Annotated in this window: 21 protein-coding genes; 13 read left to right on the forward strand and 8 right to left on the reverse strand. The window is 52.1% G+C overall.

Features of this window, described 5'->3' with window-relative positions; translation table 11 throughout:
* Positions 1 to 38 precede the first annotated feature (38 nt).
* Positions 39 to 2321: a CopD family protein gene (locus ACOQPM_RS02570; protein ID WP_420627661.1), complete on the forward strand. Its 2283-nt coding sequence runs from the start codon at positions 39 to 41 to the stop codon at positions 2319 to 2321.
* A gap of 54 nt (positions 2322 to 2375) precedes the next feature.
* Here ACOQPM_RS02570 and ACOQPM_RS02575 read toward each other — a convergent pair whose 3' ends face one another.
* Together ACOQPM_RS02575 and ppk2 are read right to left on the reverse strand one after the other, a co-directional pair.
* On the reverse strand, positions 2376 to 2678 hold the full coding sequence (locus tag ACOQPM_RS02575; RefSeq protein ID WP_420627662.1) for a hypothetical protein: 303 nt from the start codon (positions 2676 to 2678) through the stop codon (positions 2376 to 2378).
* 5 nt (positions 2679 to 2683) lie between these two features.
* A complete protein-coding gene (ppk2, locus tag ACOQPM_RS02580; RefSeq protein WP_420627663.1) occupies positions 2684 to 3544 on the reverse strand; it encodes a polyphosphate kinase 2 in 861 nt (286 codons plus the stop codon).
* Positions 3545 to 3744: 200 nt separating this feature from the next.
* Between ppk2 and ACOQPM_RS02585 the strand changes: the two genes are divergently transcribed.
* The 7 genes from ACOQPM_RS02585 (at position 3745) to ACOQPM_RS02615 (ending at position 10397) form a co-directional block, all read left to right on the forward strand.
* Positions 3745 to 4209 carry a hypothetical protein gene (locus tag ACOQPM_RS02585; RefSeq protein WP_420627664.1) on the forward strand — a complete coding sequence of 155 codons (465 nt, stop codon included), beginning with the start codon at positions 3745 to 3747 and terminating at the stop codon, positions 4207 to 4209.
* A gap of 253 nt (positions 4210 to 4462) precedes the next feature.
* Entirely contained in the window at positions 4463 to 4984 is a 522-nt protein-coding gene (locus ACOQPM_RS02590) for an HNH endonuclease (protein WP_420627665.1), read from the forward strand.
* 221 nt (positions 4985 to 5205) lie between these two features.
* Positions 5206 to 5436, forward strand: a complete 231-nt coding sequence (locus tag ACOQPM_RS02595; protein ID WP_420627666.1) for a hypothetical protein — start codon at positions 5206 to 5208, stop codon at positions 5434 to 5436.
* A 428-nt stretch (positions 5437 to 5864) separates the two neighbouring features.
* Positions 5865 to 7496: a ribonuclease J gene (locus ACOQPM_RS02600; RefSeq protein WP_420627667.1), complete on the forward strand. Its 1632-nt coding sequence runs from the start codon at positions 5865 to 5867 to the stop codon at positions 7494 to 7496.
* Positions 7497 to 7654: 158 nt separating this feature from the next.
* On the forward strand, positions 7655 to 9058 hold the full coding sequence (locus tag ACOQPM_RS02605) for an RtcB family protein (protein ID WP_420627668.1): 1404 nt from the start codon (positions 7655 to 7657) through the stop codon (positions 9056 to 9058).
* Between the two features lie 42 nt (positions 9059 to 9100).
* Positions 9101 to 10060, forward strand: coding sequence for a hypothetical protein (locus ACOQPM_RS02610; RefSeq protein WP_420627669.1), 960 nt, complete (start codon positions 9101 to 9103; stop codon positions 10058 to 10060).
* Positions 10061 to 10220: 160 nt separating this feature from the next.
* Positions 10221 to 10397 carry a hypothetical protein gene (locus ACOQPM_RS02615; protein WP_420627670.1) on the forward strand — a complete coding sequence of 59 codons (177 nt, stop codon included), beginning with the start codon at positions 10221 to 10223 and terminating at the stop codon, positions 10395 to 10397.
* Between the two features lie 67 nt (positions 10398 to 10464).
* Here ACOQPM_RS02615 and ACOQPM_RS02620 read toward each other — a convergent pair whose 3' ends face one another.
* The 5 genes from ACOQPM_RS02620 to ACOQPM_RS02640 form a co-directional block, all read right to left on the reverse strand.
* Positions 10465 to 11022: a TetR/AcrR family transcriptional regulator gene (locus ACOQPM_RS02620; RefSeq protein ID WP_420627671.1), complete on the reverse strand. Its 558-nt coding sequence runs from the start codon at positions 11020 to 11022 to the stop codon at positions 10465 to 10467.
* Between the two features lie 35 nt (positions 11023 to 11057).
* Positions 11058 to 11426: a DUF4260 family protein gene (locus ACOQPM_RS02625; protein WP_420627672.1), complete on the reverse strand. Its 369-nt coding sequence runs from the start codon at positions 11424 to 11426 to the stop codon at positions 11058 to 11060.
* A 145-nt stretch (positions 11427 to 11571) separates the two neighbouring features.
* Positions 11572 to 11937, reverse strand: a complete 366-nt coding sequence (locus ACOQPM_RS02630) for a PepSY domain-containing protein (RefSeq protein ID WP_420627673.1) — start codon at positions 11935 to 11937, stop codon at positions 11572 to 11574.
* 71 nt (positions 11938 to 12008) lie between these two features.
* Positions 12009 to 13418 carry a sensor histidine kinase gene (locus tag ACOQPM_RS02635; RefSeq protein ID WP_420627674.1) on the reverse strand — a complete coding sequence of 470 codons (1410 nt, stop codon included), beginning with the start codon at positions 13416 to 13418 and terminating at the stop codon, positions 12009 to 12011.
* Positions 13419 to 13424: 6 nt separating this feature from the next.
* Positions 13425 to 14099: a response regulator gene (locus ACOQPM_RS02640; RefSeq protein ID WP_420628246.1), complete on the reverse strand. Its 675-nt coding sequence runs from the start codon at positions 14097 to 14099 to the stop codon at positions 13425 to 13427.
* 34 nt (positions 14100 to 14133) lie between these two features.
* On the opposite strand from ACOQPM_RS02640, the gene ACOQPM_RS02645 reads away from it, so the two are divergent.
* Entirely contained in the window at positions 14134 to 15297 is a 1164-nt protein-coding gene (locus ACOQPM_RS02645) for an alpha/beta fold hydrolase (protein ID WP_420627675.1), read from the forward strand.
* A gap of 25 nt (positions 15298 to 15322) precedes the next feature.
* On the opposite strand, the gene ACOQPM_RS02650 is transcribed toward ACOQPM_RS02645, so the two are convergent.
* Complete coding sequence (locus ACOQPM_RS02650; protein ID WP_420627676.1) at positions 15323 to 16732, reverse strand: C39 family peptidase; 1410 nt, start codon at positions 16730 to 16732, stop codon at positions 15323 to 15325.
* Positions 16733 to 16851: 119 nt separating this feature from the next.
* Here ACOQPM_RS02650 and ACOQPM_RS02655 point away from each other — a divergent pair, with 119 nt between their 5' ends.
* From ACOQPM_RS02655 to ACOQPM_RS02670, 4 genes are all read left to right on the forward strand, one after another.
* Entirely contained in the window at positions 16852 to 17652 is an 801-nt protein-coding gene (locus ACOQPM_RS02655; RefSeq protein WP_420627677.1) for a DnaJ domain-containing protein, read from the forward strand.
* 190 nt (positions 17653 to 17842) lie between these two features.
* A complete protein-coding gene (locus tag ACOQPM_RS02660; protein WP_420627678.1) occupies positions 17843 to 18304 on the forward strand; it encodes a hypothetical protein in 462 nt (153 codons plus the stop codon).
* 105 nt (positions 18305 to 18409) lie between these two features.
* The gene (locus tag ACOQPM_RS02665) at positions 18410 to 18808 is read left to right on the forward strand and encodes a hypothetical protein (protein WP_420627679.1); all 399 of its coding nucleotides are present in this window, start codon (positions 18410 to 18412) and stop codon (positions 18806 to 18808) included.
* A 70-nt stretch (positions 18809 to 18878) separates the two neighbouring features.
* Complete coding sequence (locus ACOQPM_RS02670; RefSeq protein ID WP_420627680.1) at positions 18879 to 19250, forward strand: VanZ family protein; 372 nt, start codon at positions 18879 to 18881, stop codon at positions 19248 to 19250.
* The last annotated feature ends 80 nt before the right edge of the window (positions 19251 to 19330 follow it).

The following is a 19330-nucleotide window of genomic DNA, read 5'->3' on the forward strand; positions in this document are numbered from 1 at the left end:
GGCTAGGGAGAGGGTTGAGTTTCCTGTATAACTACGAGATGAAGCTTCGCCGTTTTTTTCCGCTTTTGCTCCTTTTTTGCCTGCTTTGGCTTTGGGTACGACCTATTTTTGCCCATGCCGTGCCAGAATTTTCCAATCCGGCTCCCAATGCGCTTTTGGAAGAGCTGCCGGATAATCTGATTATCCAGTTTAACGAGCCGATTGTGGCGAACCTGAGCCGGATTGATTTGCTGACGCAGGGTGGGGAGGCGGTTGAGACCGGGCCGCTGCAGCTCATTGACGCCGACGGCCGTACCGCCGCCGTCTCCTTACCTGATCTGGATCAGGGAGCCTACCTTGTTAGCTGGCAGGTGCTTTCAACGGTGGATGGACACACCACCAGCGGTACCTTTGCTTTTGGGTATGGCGTGGCAGCAACGGCCGTTGCTACCGAAAACACCGTCATTGCCCAACTATCTCCCCTCAGCGCCACAGCACGCTGGCTAACGCTTACGGGCATTGCCCTGCTAATGGGCTTGTTTGCCTTCCGGCTGCTCGTTTGGAACCCTATCGTAGCCGATGTAGACTTGGAAGCGGAAGAAGAGGCACTAGACCTGAAGCTGGCTCAAGTTGGCATTCGCATTGGCATCATTGGCATTGTGCTCATTGGGCTGGGGCTGGTCGTCATCTTCATTGATCAAAATCGCGTTTACGATTTGCTGCAAACCGCCAACATGCAAAGCTGGATTAGCACGCGCTTTGGCACCATGTGGTTGGTTCGCTTTTTGTTATTGGCACTGTCCCACTTTAACCTGAGCTTATTTGTGGATGTGAAGAACGGCCGTAAAGAGCTGCGCGGCTGGGAGTGGTGGCTGGGTCTTCTTCTGGCGATTGGGTTGTCACTCACTGTTTCCCTCATCAGCCACAGTGCTGCCCTCACCGACGAGACCACGCAAGCCATCCTCATTGATTGGGTGCATGTTTTGGCGGGCACCATTTGGGTGGGCGGCCTGCTGTTCCTGGCGATTTCGCTATGGCAAGCGCGGTTGCTCAAGAACGAACCTCGCGCCTGGCTCAATCTTAGCCTCATCATCAACTTTTCGGCCGTTGCCGCCATCTGCGTGGGGCTGCTGCTCACCAGCGGCGGCTATTTATCTGCCAAGCATGTGGGTGGCTGGACGGAACTGGTGGGTACGGCCTACGGCTTGCTGCTGCTGGGCAAGATCGGCCTGGCACTGCTCACCCTGGCCATTGCTGGGCTAAACCTGCTTTTTCTAAAGCCCCGCCTGAGCGCCGTGTATGAAACACCAGATAGTGACCGCACCCCCCGTGTATTGCGTGGCTTTGGTCGTCTGGTTTGGGTCGAGATGACAATCGCCTTACTTATTCTGGCCGCAGCCGCTGTCCTTACCGATTTGCAGCGAGGGGTGGATGCCCCGCTGCTGGCGGATGCGCCCGGCCAGGCTACCATCACGCAATCTGCCGAAGATTTGCAGGTGGAGATGCAAATTGAGCCAGCCCTGGTGGGCAACAACCGTTTCGATATTCTCATCATGGATGAAAATGGCGATCCGGTGACGAATGCGGAATCCGTTTCTGTTCGCTATACGTTTTTGGGGCAATCCGTTGGGTCTTCAACGGGAGAGGCTGAAGCTTTGGGCAACGGCCGTTATCGCTTGGAAGGCAGCTACATCAGCCTGATTGGCACTTGGCAGGTTGAAGTCTCCATTCGCCGCCCAGATACGTTTGATACCTTTGCCGCATACCGTTTGGAAGCGGGCGTTGGGGGGAATATTCGGGAGCAGGACAGTGGGGTACGGCCGTTAGAATCCTTCGCAAAATTTATGAACCGAACTGGCAACGGGGCCACCGGCGTGGGCATCGTTTTGTTTGCCCTGTTGTGGGGCTTTGTTGGCGTGCGTGCCGCCAAAAACGAAGGGCAATTGGTGGCGCTGCTGGCCATTAGCCTCGTTTGCTTTTGGCTGGGCGGTTCGCAACTTTACACCTTCTTCACCGAGGAGTATACGCCCGCCAAATTTGCCACCAATCCCATCTTGCCCGATGTGGAATCTATTGCCATTGGCCAAGAACTATTTAACGAAAACTGCATTGCCTGCCACGGTGCGGAAGGGCGGGGGGATGGCCCTACGGCACTCAGTTTGTCGCCACCACCGGCTGATTTTGCCGCAGGCCACACTGCCACCCACACAGACGGCGACCTCTTCTTCTGGATTCTGGAGGGAATTGAGGAAACCGCCATGCCCGCCTTTGGTGACCGGTTTACCGAGGAGCAGGCTTGGCATCTAGTCAACTACGTTCGTCGCCTCAGCATCCGCGAGTAGGTAACAGCAGAAGTTCAACTTTTGCCAAAAGTTGAACTTCTCCAGCATGGATTTTTATTTGCGGAGGTCTAGCACCACCTGTCCTACTGCCCAGCCCAACAGCAAGGTAACAATTGTGGTGATAGATAAAACAACGAAACTACTACTACCACTGAGATTCAGGTAGTTGACCAGAAGGCCACGCGCCCCCAACAAATGAATGCCAATAGAAAATAGCACTATCACCCCATTGGTTAGTACACTGCGTTGGCTACCGGTTTGTGTTTTGTTGGCCGATGATTGGAGCATTACGGCCGTTACCGACACAGTCGGGGTAATAAACATCAGGATGAGAACAAGCGTGGTGATGACGGACATGGCCGCTAATCTGTTGCCAATGTTGGATACAGATCAGGTACAAAGGTTTGTTCGTTCATGGGCGGTCGCACATAACCAGACTCTTTTTTGCGCGGAGGCAGCTCAATTGCGGGCGGTGTAATGTCTTCATAATCAATGGTGCTGAGGATGTGGCTGATACAGTTCAGCCGGGCGCGTTTTTTGTCGTCAGAGGGCACCACAAACCAGGGGCATTGTTTAATGTCGGTATGGTCAAACATCATGTCTTTGGCGCGGGAATATTCCATCCAGCGGTTGCGCGACTCCACGTCCATCGGACTCAGCTTCCATCGTTTAACCGGCGTGGTGAGGCGCGATTGGAAGCGGCGTTCCTGCTCTTCATCGCTTACAGAGAACCAATATTTCAGCACAAAAATGCCAGAGCGAACCAGCATCCGCTCAAATTGGGGGCAGGAGCGCAAAAACTCACGGTATTGGTCATCAGTGCAGAAGCCCATTACGCGCTCTACCAGGGCGCGGTTGTACCAACTGCGGTCGAACAGCACAATCTCGCCAGCAGCGGGCAGTTGGGCAACATACCGCTGAAACCACCACTGGGTTTTCTGGCGGTCGCTAGGTGTGCCCAGGGCCACAATGCGGGCAATGCGGGGGTTCATGCGCTCAGTTATTCGCTTGATGACACCCCCCTTGCCGGCTGCATCTCGCCCTTCAAAAAGGATTACGACGCGCAGCCCTTTTTCTTGAACCCAGTATTGCAGTTTAATGAGTTCCTCTTGCAGTCGAGCCAGCTCTTTTTCGTAGTATGCGGTTTTGAGCTTGCCGTTTTTGCGAAGAATGGATGATTTTTTGGGAACGGCCGTTTCCGGTATGGTTATCTCCTTGCCCATGATTACCTCCTCAGTGGTTTGAAAAGATGGTTAGAAATTGCGCTGAAAAATAGTACACAATGCCTATGACCCTTGTGCTAGCAGCCAGAATAATTTAATATTAACGTTACTGTAAGGTTTTTCGTAAGATTAAGCGCATCCAACATTTGATTTCCAGTTCAGTATAACATATTGTAGCTTCATTTCGGGAGGTGCTTGTAATGATAAGAGCGTTTTCTTCTGTGGCAACCACGGAATCTGCCTGGCATTATTTACCTGTTACCTCGTCCACCTGGCAGCGACCTAGAAGTTATCCAGCAGAGGTGCAGCGTATTTTGCTGCCTGTTCAATATGAAAATCTTACGGATATAGTCGTGACATCCGTATTGGATTTTGCTGCAAAAATCAAGATGGAATTGGTGCTTTTGGTTGTGTGCGAGGATAACGCATATGATCGGGAGCTATTATTTTCGGCCTTGCGGGGTTTCCGGGCACATGCACAGCGGTTTGGCGAGGTGTCACTTTCTCTTAGTACGGCCGTTGGCTACAACGATGAAACAATTTCCCGTTATGCAGATTTGTATGGCGTGGATGTGGTTCTTCTGGCCTGCGACCTTTCTAAATTTGAGCCAAAAGGAAAAGAGCATTTTGCCGTGTTTGCCAACAATTGGCAACCCTTAGTCTGACAATTACTGTTCAATAAATTCTGCAAATTATCTATCTCCTAAAGTTGTGGCGCGTTTTCAGTAAGAAACGCGCCACGCTTTTTTTGCAACTTTAACAAGCAGTTAACCGCATTTTTTGCACTTTATGGTAAAATGCGCCCGAATTTGGCAAATTGCTTGTGAAAAATTTTGCCAATGTGCAGGTTAATAAATGTGTTGCAGGTTTTACGGGCTTGGCTGATCTGGAAAATCAGTCCTTTGCAAGGAGAAGAAGATGGTTGCAGTCCTGCTCTTGAATGCAAGCTACGAACCCCTGGCAGTGATTCCCAAACGGCGTGCGTTGTCTTTGCTGCTGCGCGAAGTGGTAGATGCAGTTTCTGAAGAAGTTGTGGCGCTTTCTGGCGCAGCAACCACTTTGGAGATTCCTACCGTTTTACGTTTGCGGCGGTATGTGAATGTGCCCAAACGGGGTGCATCCTGGAGCCGTCGGGCTGTGATGCGCCGCGATAGCTACACTTGCATTTATTGTGGTGTGCAGCCCGGTAGTCGGAAACACGGCCGTATCCTGCGCCACGCCGATTTTTCTGTAGACCACATTGTGCCTAAGAGCCGTAACGGCCGTAACACCTGGACAAATACTGCCTGTGCTTGCTCTCCCTGCAATAACCGCAAAGGCAACCGCCTACCTCACGAAGCGGGTATGCACATGCGCTGGGAACCCAAAACGCCTCGCGTGGATTACTTGGTGGCCTCTGGTAGCATTCCCGAAGAGTGGAAAATCTACCTGCAAATGTAAAATCGCTCGGGGAGTGAGTAATCTTGTGGGTAAAGGTGACAGTCACTTTTTATTTTTCTGGAAGTTGCCAAGCCTGAAGTGACTGTCACCTCGAATCTATTCACTCCCATAGCCTGTGTGACATTTATCGAAGCTGTGCGTGCCGTTCTTCACTGTTGAAGAACGGCCGTTTTTTTTACACTACGTCCTACCTAAGATTCCCAACTCAGAAAAGGAAATGGATGATGGCACAGGTTGAATGGATTAAATTAGGCACCAAGAATTGCAGTTTTGTGAATGACGAAGTTGAGCTTTTTGAGAAGCGCGTTTATCCGGTGGGCTTGATGAACAAGGGCGGGGAAGAATACCGCGTTTTAGCCCGCAAATGTTCGGCTGGTTACCAATGCACCCATATGGAAGACCCGTGTGTGTGGGTAGAAGAAGGGGGAGACGGCCGTAAGTACAACCGCTAAGCCGCCATCACATGCCACAATTGAATGAACTTTGTTGCGACCTGTCTTCCTCTCAGGTCGCTTTTTTTGTGCCGCAACACGTAATCCCCAATATGAGAATATTCCCAATTTGATGACTTTCTTATTTATCTGTGCTATTCTAGCGCCCGTGAAAAATAAGTAACAATCTTTTGCCAAACCTGCCTGATTCCAACTTTTGAACGAAGAACTCCTTAAGAGCCAATCGCCCTAGTTAGACACAGTTTAGGAAAGAGTATCTGCAAATGTTTTGCGCTGTCTGTTTTTGCTGGCAGCGCGAGACTTACGCGGGTTTGCATTTAGAAATGACTTTTTGGGTACAGTCGGAACGGCTGTACAAATTTAGAGAACACCATTTTAAAGACCGTCTTTGACTATCGGGACGGCGAAGGACCAAGAAAAAACGTTTTATGAGTAAAGAATTGAAGATTATTCCCCTGGGCGGCCTGGGGGAGATTGGTAAGAACATGACTGTATTGGAATACGGCCGTAACATGATCATCATAGATTGCGGGGTAATGTTCCCCGAAAGCGATTTGTACGGGATTGACCTCGTTTTACCAGACTTCCAATACGTAATTGAAAACAAAGATATTTTGCGTGGCATCGTGCTGACGCATGGGCACATGGACCACATCGGCGGGTTGCCTTATTTGCTTAAGCAGGTAAACGCGCCCGTTTATGGCACTGACCTGACGCTGGGCATGGTGAAAGGCAAGCTGGATGAAGCTGGTTTGCTAGAACACACCGTGCTGGAAACGATTGACGATACGCAAACAATTCACCTTGGGCCGTTCCGGGTGAGTCCGTTTGCCGTCGCACATTCTATCCCCGCATCGGTTGGGTTGGTGATTGATTCGCCTGCGGGCGCGGTGGTTCATACAGGCGACTACAAGCTGGACGAAACGCCTGCTGGCGGCCGCACGACTGATTTGAAGCGGTTAAAAGCGTTAACCCCCAATGGTGTGTTGGCCTTGCTGGCTGACAGCACAAATGCTGATCGCCCAGGGCGTACCCCAACGGAGCAGTTGGTTACGGAGGCGTTGGATGAGCTATTTGCAGAGGCAAACGGCCGTCGCATCATCATCGCCACCTTTTCATCAGTGTTGGCCAGATTGCAGGAAATTATCAATCTGGCGCAGAAGCACAATCGCAAGGTGGCACTTACCGGGCGCAGCCTAAAGCAAAATGTGGAGCTAGCTCGCAATCTGGGCTACCTCAAGATACCTAAAAAGCTGCTGATAGATATTCGTGCCAACGTGCCAGAGAGTGAACTGGTCATTTTATCCACTGGTTCTCAGGGTGAGCCCCGCTCGGCGCTGAACCGGATGGCAAAGGGAGAGCATCGTGAGGTAGAAGTGCATAGCGGTGACACCATCATCATCTCTGGCGGCACCATTCCCGGTAATGAGGAAGACGTGGGCCGGATGTTGAACAATCTGTTTAGCCGAGGCGCACAGGTCGTGTACGGCCCGATGGCAACGATACACGTCTCTGGGCATGGCAACCGTGAAGATATGCGGATTATGCTAGAGGCGGTGCAGCCTCGTTTTCTCATACCGGTACATGGCGAGACGCGCCATCAATATTTGCACGCCCAGCTAGCCCAAAACAGCGGCATAGCCGCCACCAACATCTTCATCCTGGAAAATGGGGCGGTGTGGGCAACCGATGGCGAAACTGCATGGCTAGACGAGATGGTTCCGGCGAACGACGTTTATGTGGATGGGTCGCTAATTGGTGAAATTGGCGATTTGGTACTGCGCGACCGTGAACGGCTGTCACAAGATGGTTTTGTATTGGTGTACGTCCCCATTGACAAGCGGCGCAAGCTGGCCGGGGATGTGCAACTCATCAGCCGGGGCTTTTTGCGTATGGATGCCTCTCAGGATTTGATGGATGAGGCAAAGCGGAATTTGAAGCGGGCGTTAAAGCGAAACGGCCGTTCCCACGACGACACCATCCGCGAAACGTTAGAAAAGTTCTTCTACCGCCAAACCCAATCCCGCCCGGTCATCCTCCCCCACATCGTCCGCATCTAAAAAGACTACAAAAGTCTGCCAGACTTTTGTAGTCTTGGGCGCTCTCTTGTTTGTAGCCGCGGATTCTTCTGTGCAAACCATCTCGGTTGTGCAGAAGAATCCGCGGTTACTTTTTGTTACAATATTGGTGTGGAGAATCAGAAAGGATTGTGTGAACCATGAATGCACGAAAATTTGCGCGGTTGGGTGTGCCTCAGGGGGAGGCAATGCGGCAAGCAGGAACGGCCGTACGCAATGCCCGCGCTTTTGGTATTCCCAAGCGAGATATTCCCCAGTTGATTACGGCCGTTGTCGAAAACCCCACCGACCATTTGCAAGATGAACTATTTGGCGATCTCGCTGCTGCCATTTTGGCACATGAGCAGGAAAATCCCGCTTTCAAGCCGCGTAAACAGCCAGCTCCCTTCCAAATTTGGGGTGAAAACCTCGACGAGAATTCCATTAAGCAGATGAGAAATGCAGCGCAACTGCCCGTCTCCGTACGCGGGGCGTTGATGCCGGATGCCCATTTGGGCTACGGGTTGCCCATTGGTGGTGTGTTGGCCGTGCGTAATGCCGTTATTCCCTATGCGGTGGGCGTAGATATTGCTTGCCGCATGAAGATGAGCGTGCTCAACCTGTCACCACACACCCTGCGCGGCGAGCAAAAGCGGCTGGCCAACGCCATCGAGTATGAAACCCGCTTTGGCATCGGGGCCAATTTTCGCAAGGGGGAGCGGCGGGATCATCCAGTGATGGAAGCGGATTGGGGGGTAACGGCCGTTACCAAACGTCTGCGCGATAAAGCCTGGGCGCAGCTAGGCACCAGCGGCAGCGGCAACCATTTTGTCGAATTTGGCATCCTCACCGTATTGAATGATGAGTTGGGGCTGCCCACAGGCGAATATTTGGCGTTGCTGAGCCACAGCGGCAGTCGCGGTTCAGGGGCGACAGTGGCCAACCATTACAGCAAATTGGCAATGGATTTGCGCCCCGAACTGCCCAAAGAGCTGCGCCATCTGGCTTGGTTAGATTTAGATAGCGACCCCGGACGGGAATATTGGGCCGCTATGCAGCTCATGGGGCAATACGCCGCCGCCAACCACGCCTGCATTCACCAGCACGTGGTCAAAGCACTCAACGTCAAGGTACTGCTGGATGTGGAAAATCACCACAACTTCGCTTGGCAGGAGCAGCACGATGGCGAAACAGTCATCGTGCATCGCAAGGGAGCCACGCCAGCGGGTGTGGGTGTTTTGGGCATTATTCCCGGTTCGATGGGTGCGCCCGGCTTTGTGGTGCGTGGCCTGGGCAACGAGGCGTCGCTGCAATCGGCGGCACACGGGGCTGGGCGGCGCATGAGCCGCCGTAAAGCCAAACAATCATTTACTTGGTCGGCGGTAAAGAAATATTTGCGGGAGCGGGACGTGACGCTGCTTTCGGCGGGGCTGGACGAGGTGCCGATGGCCTACAAGGACATCCATGAGGTGATGGCGGCTCAGGCGGACTTGGTGGAAACGATGGCGCGGTTTGATCCGAAATTGGTTAAGATGGCTCCGGCGGGAGAACGTCCAGAAGACTAGGTAATTGTGAAGGGTTAGTTTCTAGTTGTTAATGAGGGTGTTATGTTGCGACGTTTGTTTGGTTGGATACGGCCGTCCCCTACAAAAAAATCACAATCACCAATGCCGCCGGTGCGACCAAAGGTGCTGCTGGTGATTCATAACCCGCGGGTGCCATCGCATGGCGGGCGGAAACTGCATGAGGTGATGCGCTGGCAAAACCCGGATGAGTTGGTAGCCCAGTACATTTACGACGTGAACGCGGCCAGTCATGGCTACGTTAATTATGAAGTTGTGGAGCGGATTGAGGTTGATGGCTTCCCGGTGAAGGTAGATGGTTTTGTGTATGAGCCGGATACCTATGTGCAGCGTTTTGTAACCAGAACTGGCTTTCACCAACCGGATGGGGTGGATTACGGCCATATTCTCCACAACTTCAACATCATCCCCAAAATAAATGCTGGCACAATTGATGAAGTGTGGCTCATGGCCTTTCCCTATGCCGGTTATTACGAATCGCGCATGGTGGGGAAGGATGCGTTTTGGTGCAACGCGCCGCCACTCACCGAGCCGCAGGCGCAGCGTCGCTTTGTCATCATGGGTTTCAGCTTTGAGCGTGGGCCGGGGGAGATGTTGGAAAATTTAGGCCATCGCGTGGAGTCAATTATGAGCCATGTATACCGTCGCCAGCAGGGAGAGGCCAACCTTTGGGAGAAATTCACCCGCTACGACAAGACGCATCCAGGGCAGGCGGAGTGCGGCAACGTGCATTTTGCCCCCAACAGCCAGCGTGACTACGATTGGGGCAACCGGCAGATGATGCCTAGCCGCTGCCACACCTGGCTCAACTTCCCTGATCTAACTGGCGAACCAAAATCCATAAATTGCCGCGAGTGGGGTAATGGGGATATTCGTCAACATCATTTGTGGTGGTTGGGTCATCTGCCTCATGTGGCTGGGCAGACACAAGATATTGCCCACAATTGGTGGCAATATATCATCAACCCCAATTTAGTACGCTGATTTAATCAAACCAGAGTACTGTACGGTATGTACTAGTGACTTTGCTTGCAAAAGACATTACACTTCCATCATTCTTACAGGAAACCTTACGGAAGAATCAGGTAAGAGCTTTAATAATAGCGAACCTTTGAAGTTGAAAGAAGAGAATGGAGTGACCACTATGACCATCATTATGACTTTTACCACCCTATCCTTTGTAGCTTCTGCTTTTATTGTATCGGCTTGTGCATTGTCTTCACGTATGAGCCAGCGAGAAGGGCTTAAGGAATGCTATGCCGAGTATGCGGAATCAACTCAGGTACCAGCCAAATCAGTTACACCGTTTTCTGTAAATTAAAGTTACTACACCACCTCTGTTTGGGAGTCTTAATACGGCCGTCACGCTGCGTGACGGCCGTTTTACTTTACCAGCCATTTAAGTAAGCATGAACGGCTGTTGCAAAATCTGCGCCCAAATCCCTCCCCCGCCGTAACTGCCCATGAAGTTCTAACATCACAAATCCGTGCACCAAGGCCATAGCCCCCCGTAAAGCTGCCAGCGATTTTTCTTCGCCAGAAACGGCCGTCATCAACTGTTGCAAGGGCAAAGCCAACTGTTCCAACGCATTTTCATCTGGGCGCAAGCTGTCATCGGTATTGGTGAACGCCAGGGTGTAGGTGTGAGGATGAGCCAGCGCAAAGCTGCGGTAGCTGTGTATGAGGACCGCAATTTGCATTTTGGCGTCGCCACTGGCTTGCTCTGCTGCCTCGTTCAGCCCGGCGACTAGCTGCTGCGACGTATGCAGGTTTACCGCTTGCAGCAGCTTGGCCTTGTTGCCCACATGCCGATAGAGTGACGGTGCCTTAATGCCCAGTTCCCTAGCCAGCTTACCAAGTGACAAAGCTTCTACACCGTCTGCCTCGATGAGCTGCCACGCTTGGGTAACGATTGTGTCACGGCTAACTTGGCTAGGGTAGGGCATAGAAGTTCCTTTTGCTTATTCTCTTTGGCAATATTTTACACTTTACTGAAGTGGGTGGTTTTGAAACTATCCGGGTATTTTAGACCGTAACCAACCAAGCGATCCAGGCCGATGTGAGCCAGCCAGATGATAGCCAACTGCAACCCTAGCTCCAAGCCAAGTAGCATTGCCAGCAAACCGAGTGCCAGCGGCAAAACGTAGGTGTGGACGATGTTGTAGCATAAGCTACCAACTTCTTCGCTGTGCAGGTAGCCTACCGCAGCCAGATCGGGCGCGAGCAACAGCAAGGCAAACCACCACCAGCTAAAGCCATTGTGATTATAGAAGATGATCGCAGTGATGAGTACGGCCGTTCCTTCCAGTCGCAATAAAAAATGGGGCATTCTTTGTAATTTCTGCTGCATGATAAACCTCGCTTATCAAAAACTAATATCGTTATTCTTGAAGACTAATATAATTAGTTTTGATTGATTTGTCAAGAGGCAAATAAAAAACCGCCAGTTTTCTGGCGGTTTTAGGGCATCTGGAACAGGTCAATTCCTATAATTGTTACTCATCTTCATCATCTTCTGGAGTGTCGGGGCCGTCATCGGCATCGTCTCCATCATCTTCCAGCTCGATTTCCAGAATTTCGCCAGTGGCTGCGTCAATTTCTACTTCCATACCGTTGTCTAGCTGCACTTCGTACACGTCTACGCTGCCCTCACGTTCCAGGCTCACGTCTGTCGCCGTTGCCCCAGGGCTTTCCGCTTCAGCGGCGGCTTTGGCTTCGTCTGGGGTAAGTTGGCTTTGTTGTGCATTGGCACTGCGCGGGGCATTCATAAACACACCGATCAGGACACCAGCCAAAAGGATGCCGCTTACGAATAGAGCCAAAATGGTTCGCTTTCCAATTCGATTTATCTGTTTCATCATTATCTCCTTGTGCAGACGGGTTGATTTACGGTCAGTCTAAAAGCAAAAATTAAGAAAACGATGAAGGACATTTAAGAAAGGGAAGATGGAACCGCCTCTGGCAAAATGACGATAAAGGTGGTTCCTTGTTCGGGGTGGCTGCTGACGGTAATCTCTCCTTGATGAATTTTGGCGATCTCTTGTGCAATGGCCAGCCCTAAACCAGCCCCTCTCTGGTTGCCGGTTTCGGTGCGGGTGCGGGCGGCTTCGGCACGGTAAAATCGTTTGAAGAGGTGTGGTAGATGTTCCGGCGGGATAGATGGCCCATTGTTGTGTAGTGTGATGATGACGTTTGGCGATGCCGACGCTGCCTTGAGTGCAATATCGTCTCCGATTGGTGTGTATTTGATCGCGTTGTCTAGCAGATTCAGGAAGAGTTGAATGAGCAAATCGAGCTGGCCCCAAAATTGCAGCTCTGGGGCGATTTTTGTGTGGATTTGGATGGATTTTTCTTGCGCTAACGGCCGTATTTGGTCTAGTAGCGCGTTAAAAAACTCATCTACCAGGATAGCTTCTGGGGAGAAGTGCTGCTGATCCTGTTCTAATCGGTTCAGGTATAGCAGGCTGCTGCTTAAATGAATAAGCCGCTCCACCTGTTGGGACATTGCTTGTAATGTTGTTTGGTACGCTTCTGCCTGGCGAGGGCGACTGAGCGTGACTTCTAGTTGTCCCTTTAGCGCCGTGAGCGGCGTACGCAATTCATGGGCAGCGTCCCCGGTAAACTGCTGCTCCCGCCGAAAGGCTGCCTCTAATCGGTCTAGCATGGCGTCAAACGTTTGCGCCAAACGGCCGATTTCATCTGCTGGCCCCTGGTGGTGAATCCGCTTGCCTAAATCTTGCACGCTGATGGCTTGGGCCGTTTGGGTCATGCGGGCGATTGGGCGCAGGGCGCGCCCTGCCAAAAAGTAGCCGCCTAATCCAGCCAGCAGCAGCGCCAGCGGCAACGCTAGCAAAATCTGGTTGCGAAAAGCGGCCAACGTCTCTTGCACGGGTTCCAACTCTTGCAACACTTGTAGCCAGCCTGTTTGCTTACTGTTTGGCAGGTCAAAAGGCAAGTTGTAGCCTCGCCACAAATCATCTTCGTCTGTAAGCGTAAATGGCCCGGATTTGGTAGGCGGCGCAAGCGGCACATCATCATCGCGGGTGAATTGGTCGAGCAAATCCCCCTCGTTGCTCAGGAGGCTGATGGCAAAATCGTCGTTAAGGCGGCTAAGGGTTTGGCCGTTGGGGTTAGACTGGAAGGTGAGACGGCCGTCTTGTAGTACAACCATCACCTGCGCTTGAACAGCTGCTAATTCCAAAGCTGTATCCACCTGGTTAAAGAGATTGCGCTGGAGCTGAAAATACAAAAATCCGGCAAAAAGCAGCAGCAGCAGCCCCAACACGGCCAAATACCAGAGGGTGAGACGAACGCGGATGGGCAATGGAAACGGCCGTTTCACCAAGAGTTACTCCTCATTGCGTAGGCAGTACCCTACGCCGCGCACGGTGTGGATGAGGGATGGCTCCCCTGGCTGGTCAAGTTTGCGGCGCAGGTAGCCGATGTACACATCTACTACGTTCGATTCGTTGTAAAAGTCAAAGTTCCAGACGTGTTCACCAATTTGGGTGCGGCTGAGTACCTGGTTGGGATGGCGCAGCAAATATTCCAGCACGGCGTATTCGCGGGGGCTGAGGTCAATGAGACGGCCGTTTCGCTCTACAATATGCCTTGCGGTATCCATACGTAAATCTGCTATTTGCAAAATGGTGTCCGTTTGCAGCGGTGGGCGGCGCAGCAGCGCCCTTACCCGCGCTAGCAGTTCCGGGAAGGCAAATGGTTTTACTAAGTAATCATCAGCCCCAGCATCTAGCCCTTCGACCCGATTGTCTACCGTATCACGGGCGGTGAGCATGAGGGTGGGTGTTTTGTGGCCGTTGCTGCGTAAGCGTCGCAATAGCTGAATGCCATCCAGTTCGGGCAGCATGATGTCTAGAATGAGCACATCATAGTCAGCGGCAAGGGCATAGTCCAAACCTTCCCTGCCGTCTTGAGCGACATCAACAGCGTAACCAGCTTCGGTTAATCCCTGGCGCACAAAATTGGCAATGGTGGGTTCATCTTCAACAACTAAAAGGCGCATACCGTACAGTTTAGCAGAGGCAATTAAGAAAATCATGAAGGACGGCCGTCTCATTTTTTGCTACACTCGGCGCATGAAGGTTTGGTATTTGTTATTAGTGGTTGGTTGCTGGTGGTTGGTGGCGTGTGCTTCGCAACCCGTCCCGCCAACGGCATTGGTACCGCCGACTTTTGTGCCGCAGCCGCCTGTTGAGCCAACCGTGACGGGAAGCAGTAAGCAGTTATCGGTGGTCGGTAATGAGCTAGAGGCGACTGCTACTGCAACCCAACCTGCTATGCCAACGCAGACGGCCGTTCCACCCACAGCAACCTCACTACCAATCCCCACGCCAGACCCATATTCCGATTTGACGATTGACGTGCTGACGGCACGGAGCTACGGGGGTGGGGAGTTAGATATTATTGATATGCTGGAAGAGAACGACACGTTTACCCGCTACCTCATCGCTTATCCCAGCGACGGGTTAACCGTGTACGGCTTCATGAATGTGCCCAATGAGGGCACCGATTTTCCGGTGGCGTTGGTGCTGCATGGCTATATCAACCCGGCAGAATATGACACGTTAGCCTACACTCAACGCTACGCCGATGCGCTGGCGGAGGCGGGTTACTTTGTCATCCATCCCAATTTTCGCAACTATCCACCGTCAGACGCGGGACCAAATCCATACCGGATTGGGTATGCAATTGATGTGCTAAACCTGATTGCCATCATCCGCGAGCAGAGCCAAGACCCGCTGGGCTACCTGCGGCGGGCAGATGAGGATCGCATTCATTTATGGGGACACAGCATGGGTGGCAGTGTGGCTTTGCGGGTGCTAACGGTGAACAATGAACCGTATTTGCGGGCGGCCGTTCTCTACGGAGCGATGAGTGGCGACGAGCGACAAAACTATGAGAAAATCCTGGTGTGGTCTGGCGGCGCAACGGGGCCATTTGAATTAGCCGCCAGCGACGCCCAACTGGGTCAAATTTCGCCTGTCTTCTTTTTAGATCGCATCAACACGCCCATCAGCATTCACCATAGTGAGGCAGATGAGGTCGTGCCCATTGCCTGGAGCCAGGATTTGTGTGAGCGGCTGCGGACATTGGAAAAATCAGTGGAATGCTATACGTACTATGCCACGCCGCATACCTTTCGTGGCCAGGCAGATGAACTATTTATTGAGCGCGTGACCCGCTTTTTTGATGAAAATTGATTTTTGCCACAGAGGAGGAAGGAGTTTATTGGTCTGAAACGGCCGTTTCTAAATTTGGGTTTAGCTCAAGGGCAGTGGCCAGGGCAGCAGCAGCGGCCGTTTCATCCCCCAAAGCTGTGTAGGCATAGCTGCGGTAGAGGTAAGTTTCTTCCACATTTTGGCCGCCTTCGGTAGAGAGGATGGCATCGGAGAGGGTGAACACATCGGCGGTACGGCCGCTTGCCAAATATGCTTCATACGGTTCAAACTGATACCACAACATGCGCCACGGCAGCCCAATGGTGCGCGCCTGGTCAAAAGCGGCGGCGGCACTCTCTGGCAGCGACGGATCACCGATGAGGTTTGAAAGACGAATTAAGCTGCTGCCGAGATTGAACCAAGCGTAAGGATTATCTGGTTCGGCAGTCGTCAGTTCCTGATTGGCAATGGCTGTCTGCGACCACATTTGCACCGGATCATCAAATTTTGGCGGCAACATGGCCAAAATTTCAGCTTCATCTTGTGGTGGATAAACCAGAATGAAGGTGTGGTTGAACTGCTGCCAAAATTCGTGAATCGTTTCGTAGCTGTCGCGCCGCCCGCTGCCATCCCACGGCCCCAAAAAGGTGTCCAGACTAATGAACTCCTGGCTGACATCATCGTAGCCAACCAGCGTCAGATAATGTCCCATCCACCCTTCCCAGGCGTTGGGGTACAGTCCTTTTTCGATGATGACGGGGTAGCCAGCAGCGATGAGCTGCTTGAGCAGCGGCACATCCCCACCCACAAAATACCTAGCCTGCATTGGCGTCTCTTTGTTGACATAATCTACTATTTCCCACGGACTCACGTTGCGATCATCGTAATTTGGTTTGATGACGTCACCCACGTCTAGCTGATCTACCTCAACGCCGTGATACCCTAGCGTAATGGTGAGGTTTGCCGGGCCGCAGTTGTTGAATTTTTGAGGGATGATATCAATATTTTCCAGGCGAACGGCCGTTGGTAAAGGCGTGGCGGTAGGCGGCAAGGGAGTGCTGGTCGCAGTTGGTTTTGGGGTGGGAGACTGGAGATTAGACTCTTCGGTTTCACTCAGGGAAGGAATTTGAGATTGGGGCGTAAAGGTGGGAACCAGGGTTGCCGTTGGTGAGGCAGTCACCGTGGGCTGAAGCTGTTCTAACTGATCACTGATCACCGATAACTGTTCCGAAGGGTCGCTTACAGCGACATTACTGTCTGCCCTCACAGTTGGCGCAGGCAGTGCTGTTGGCAATGGCGTGGCCGCCAAATAAAGAAGCTGATCCGGCACAGCATTGGGGTAGCGTTGATAAGCAGCCAAGATGAGGCGCGGGTAGACTAGGTAAATACCTATACTTCCCGCGACAACCAGCCCTATCAGACCCAACCACAGTAGCCGTTTGCGCGTCATGCCACCATTGTACTTGAGAATTTTCATCACGAATCACACGAATAATCAAATTTCACGAATCTATCATTCGTATCATTCGTCAATTTGTGACATTCGTGATTTGCTTTTAATGATCACGCTGGCGTATTTTGCGGTAAACTTGAAAGATGGCTCCCTTTTCAGAATCTACTGCCGAAAAAGTGAAGCGGCTCCGTCAGGAACTGGATGAGGTGCGCCGTGAATTGGCTGAGGCGGAAGCGGAGCTGAACAGCCAGCTTGAGGATGTGCAGGCATTTGAGTTTCGCTTTGAGGCACATGTGGGGCAGCTTCTGGATCAGTTGGCAACGCTGGAATCCGAAGTGGACAGCTACCTCACACGCATCAAGCTGATGCGCCACCAGCAATCATTTGCCAACTCAGACGCTGCCTTTGATCCGGTGGAGGAGCAGTTTCGGCAAACGTGGCAGCAGTCGTCGGAAACGGCCGTTTCCAAACCACCACCCCCGCCACCAGCCGCTACCCAGGCCCAGCTCAAGAAGATGTATCGTCAACTGGCCCGCCAATTCCACCCAGACCTGGCCCTGGACGAAGCCGACCGCCAATATCGCACCGACAAAATGGCGGCGATTAACGATGCTTACCAGGCGCAAAGCATGGTGGAGCTAATGGCCCTGGCAGAAGAGTTGGAAGCACACCAAAGCCAACGGCAAACTGAACAGCCACCAGATAAGGAGATGGCCCAGGCGCTTCAGGAGGAGATTGAGCGGTGTCGCCGTCGCTTACGCAGCCTGGACAATGAGCTGCAAAATTTGCCCAATCGCTCGATGGTAGATTTGGCATTGAAAGTGAAGCTGGCACAGCGGGAAGGACGGGACTTGCTGGCAGAAATGGCAGAAGAGTTAGAGCGCAAAATTGCCCGCAAAACGGCCGAACGAGACATGCTCCGTACCCAATTCAACAATTTGTAAGCCCGCTAACCTGCTAACGGTACAAACTTCCTCTGGTGAATACGGCCGTCTCATGCCAAAATGAAGCTACAAAAATTAATGAACTACCCCGCCGAAAGCAGCAGGGTATCAAATACTTAATAAGGAATCTTTTCGCCACAAGTGGCGGGGTATTCAATCCCTTTAGGGTAAACAAACAAGAGGCAGAAGTATGTCAAAGTCCGCAGAAACTGAACTAAAGCATCTAAAAATGTCCATCCGTTACCTCATTGGCCTGCTGGAAGAAGGGTCACTGGTACCACGTTATGATGAGGCCACCCGCCGGGAAATTGGCGTTGTCTTGCAGCATTTGCTGCACAAGGTGGAAGGCTTACCCAACGGTGTACCCGAAAATTTGGTGATGGGAACGGCCGTGCGCGCCCTGGTAGAAGCCGCCACCGACCATGATGAAACCGCCCACCAGGAACAAGCCGATGCCCTGGAACGCCAAATGTGCGAAGCAGAAGCCTGGGCCTCCATTCATGGTCATCAGCTAGAGCCGTGGGAACAAGTAGCTGGCTCTGCGATGGAATACCAGACCAATTGTGAAATGTGCGGCGGTTTTATCTACGTGAGCCACAACAGCAACTACAATCTGCTGCTAGAAACGTGCGAACGGATCAAACAAGAATGAGTGTTTCTTTGGATTTGCCCTGAATCATCGCAAACTTGCTTGGCGTATTCATCTGAATCAACTAACATAGATTGACAGATGATGGCAACAGGCGAGAATGAGTAGATGATAGAAACCGAAACCACCTGGGACGATAGCGGCTACGATTGCGACCATTGTGGCGGGCAAATTCTAAAGCGAACCGATGTAGAAACCGGGCAGCCCGCTCGCGTTTGTTACCAATGCCAAGCCTGTGGCTGCCAGTGGAAGCTTAGCGGCGATGTAATGCGAATTGGCAGTATGAATAGCTGTCGCCGTGCCCAGCGCGTTCGATCAAAATCCCAAGCACAAACCAGCATAGACCCAATCAAGCTGCGGCTCATTGTAGTGGGAACCATTCTCTTTTTAGGCGCAATTATGTTTGTTGGTGGCATCACCGCCATTCGCTTTTTGGTGCCGATTGGCATTGCCGTCTTTGTTTTTTGGACGATTTACCAGATGGGCAAAGAACGTATGTGGTGGTAAGCAAATCGCAGATGGCTATTCAGAAGAGGCGAACAGCAAAACTTTTTTGCTTTTTCAAGCGGGAGGCAACTTGAAAAGGTGGATTTTGTCCAAAAGGGAAACCTGGTGGGGACGATGGCTGCCGTTGCTATTAGCGATGGGGGTCATTTTTTTTGCCTCGCACCAACCCTCTGCGGATTTACCGGATTTTGGACTGTGGGATTTAGGAGTGAAGAAGCTAGGGCATTTTTTGGCCTACGCGGTGCTGGCGTTGTTGGCGTTTCGGGCGGTGCTGGATTGGCAACGGCCGTATCTCACCACCTTCCTCATCGTATTCCTGTACGCCCTCAGCGATGAATTCCACCAAACCTTCATCCCTGGCCGCAACGGCACGCTGGTGGATGTGGCCATTGATATGACTGGTGCGCTTACCTGCCTGTGGCTGTTACAGCGGCGCAGCTAGACGGAGACGGCCGTTTCGCTCCATCGTTGAACCGGTCATTTCCCTGAACATGACATTTGTCACCCACCATTGTGGCATAG

The sequence above is a fragment of the Candidatus Leptofilum sp. genome (assembly GCF_965223525.1).
Classification (GTDB): domain Bacteria; phylum Chloroflexota; class Anaerolineae; order Promineifilales; family Promineifilaceae; genus Leptofilum.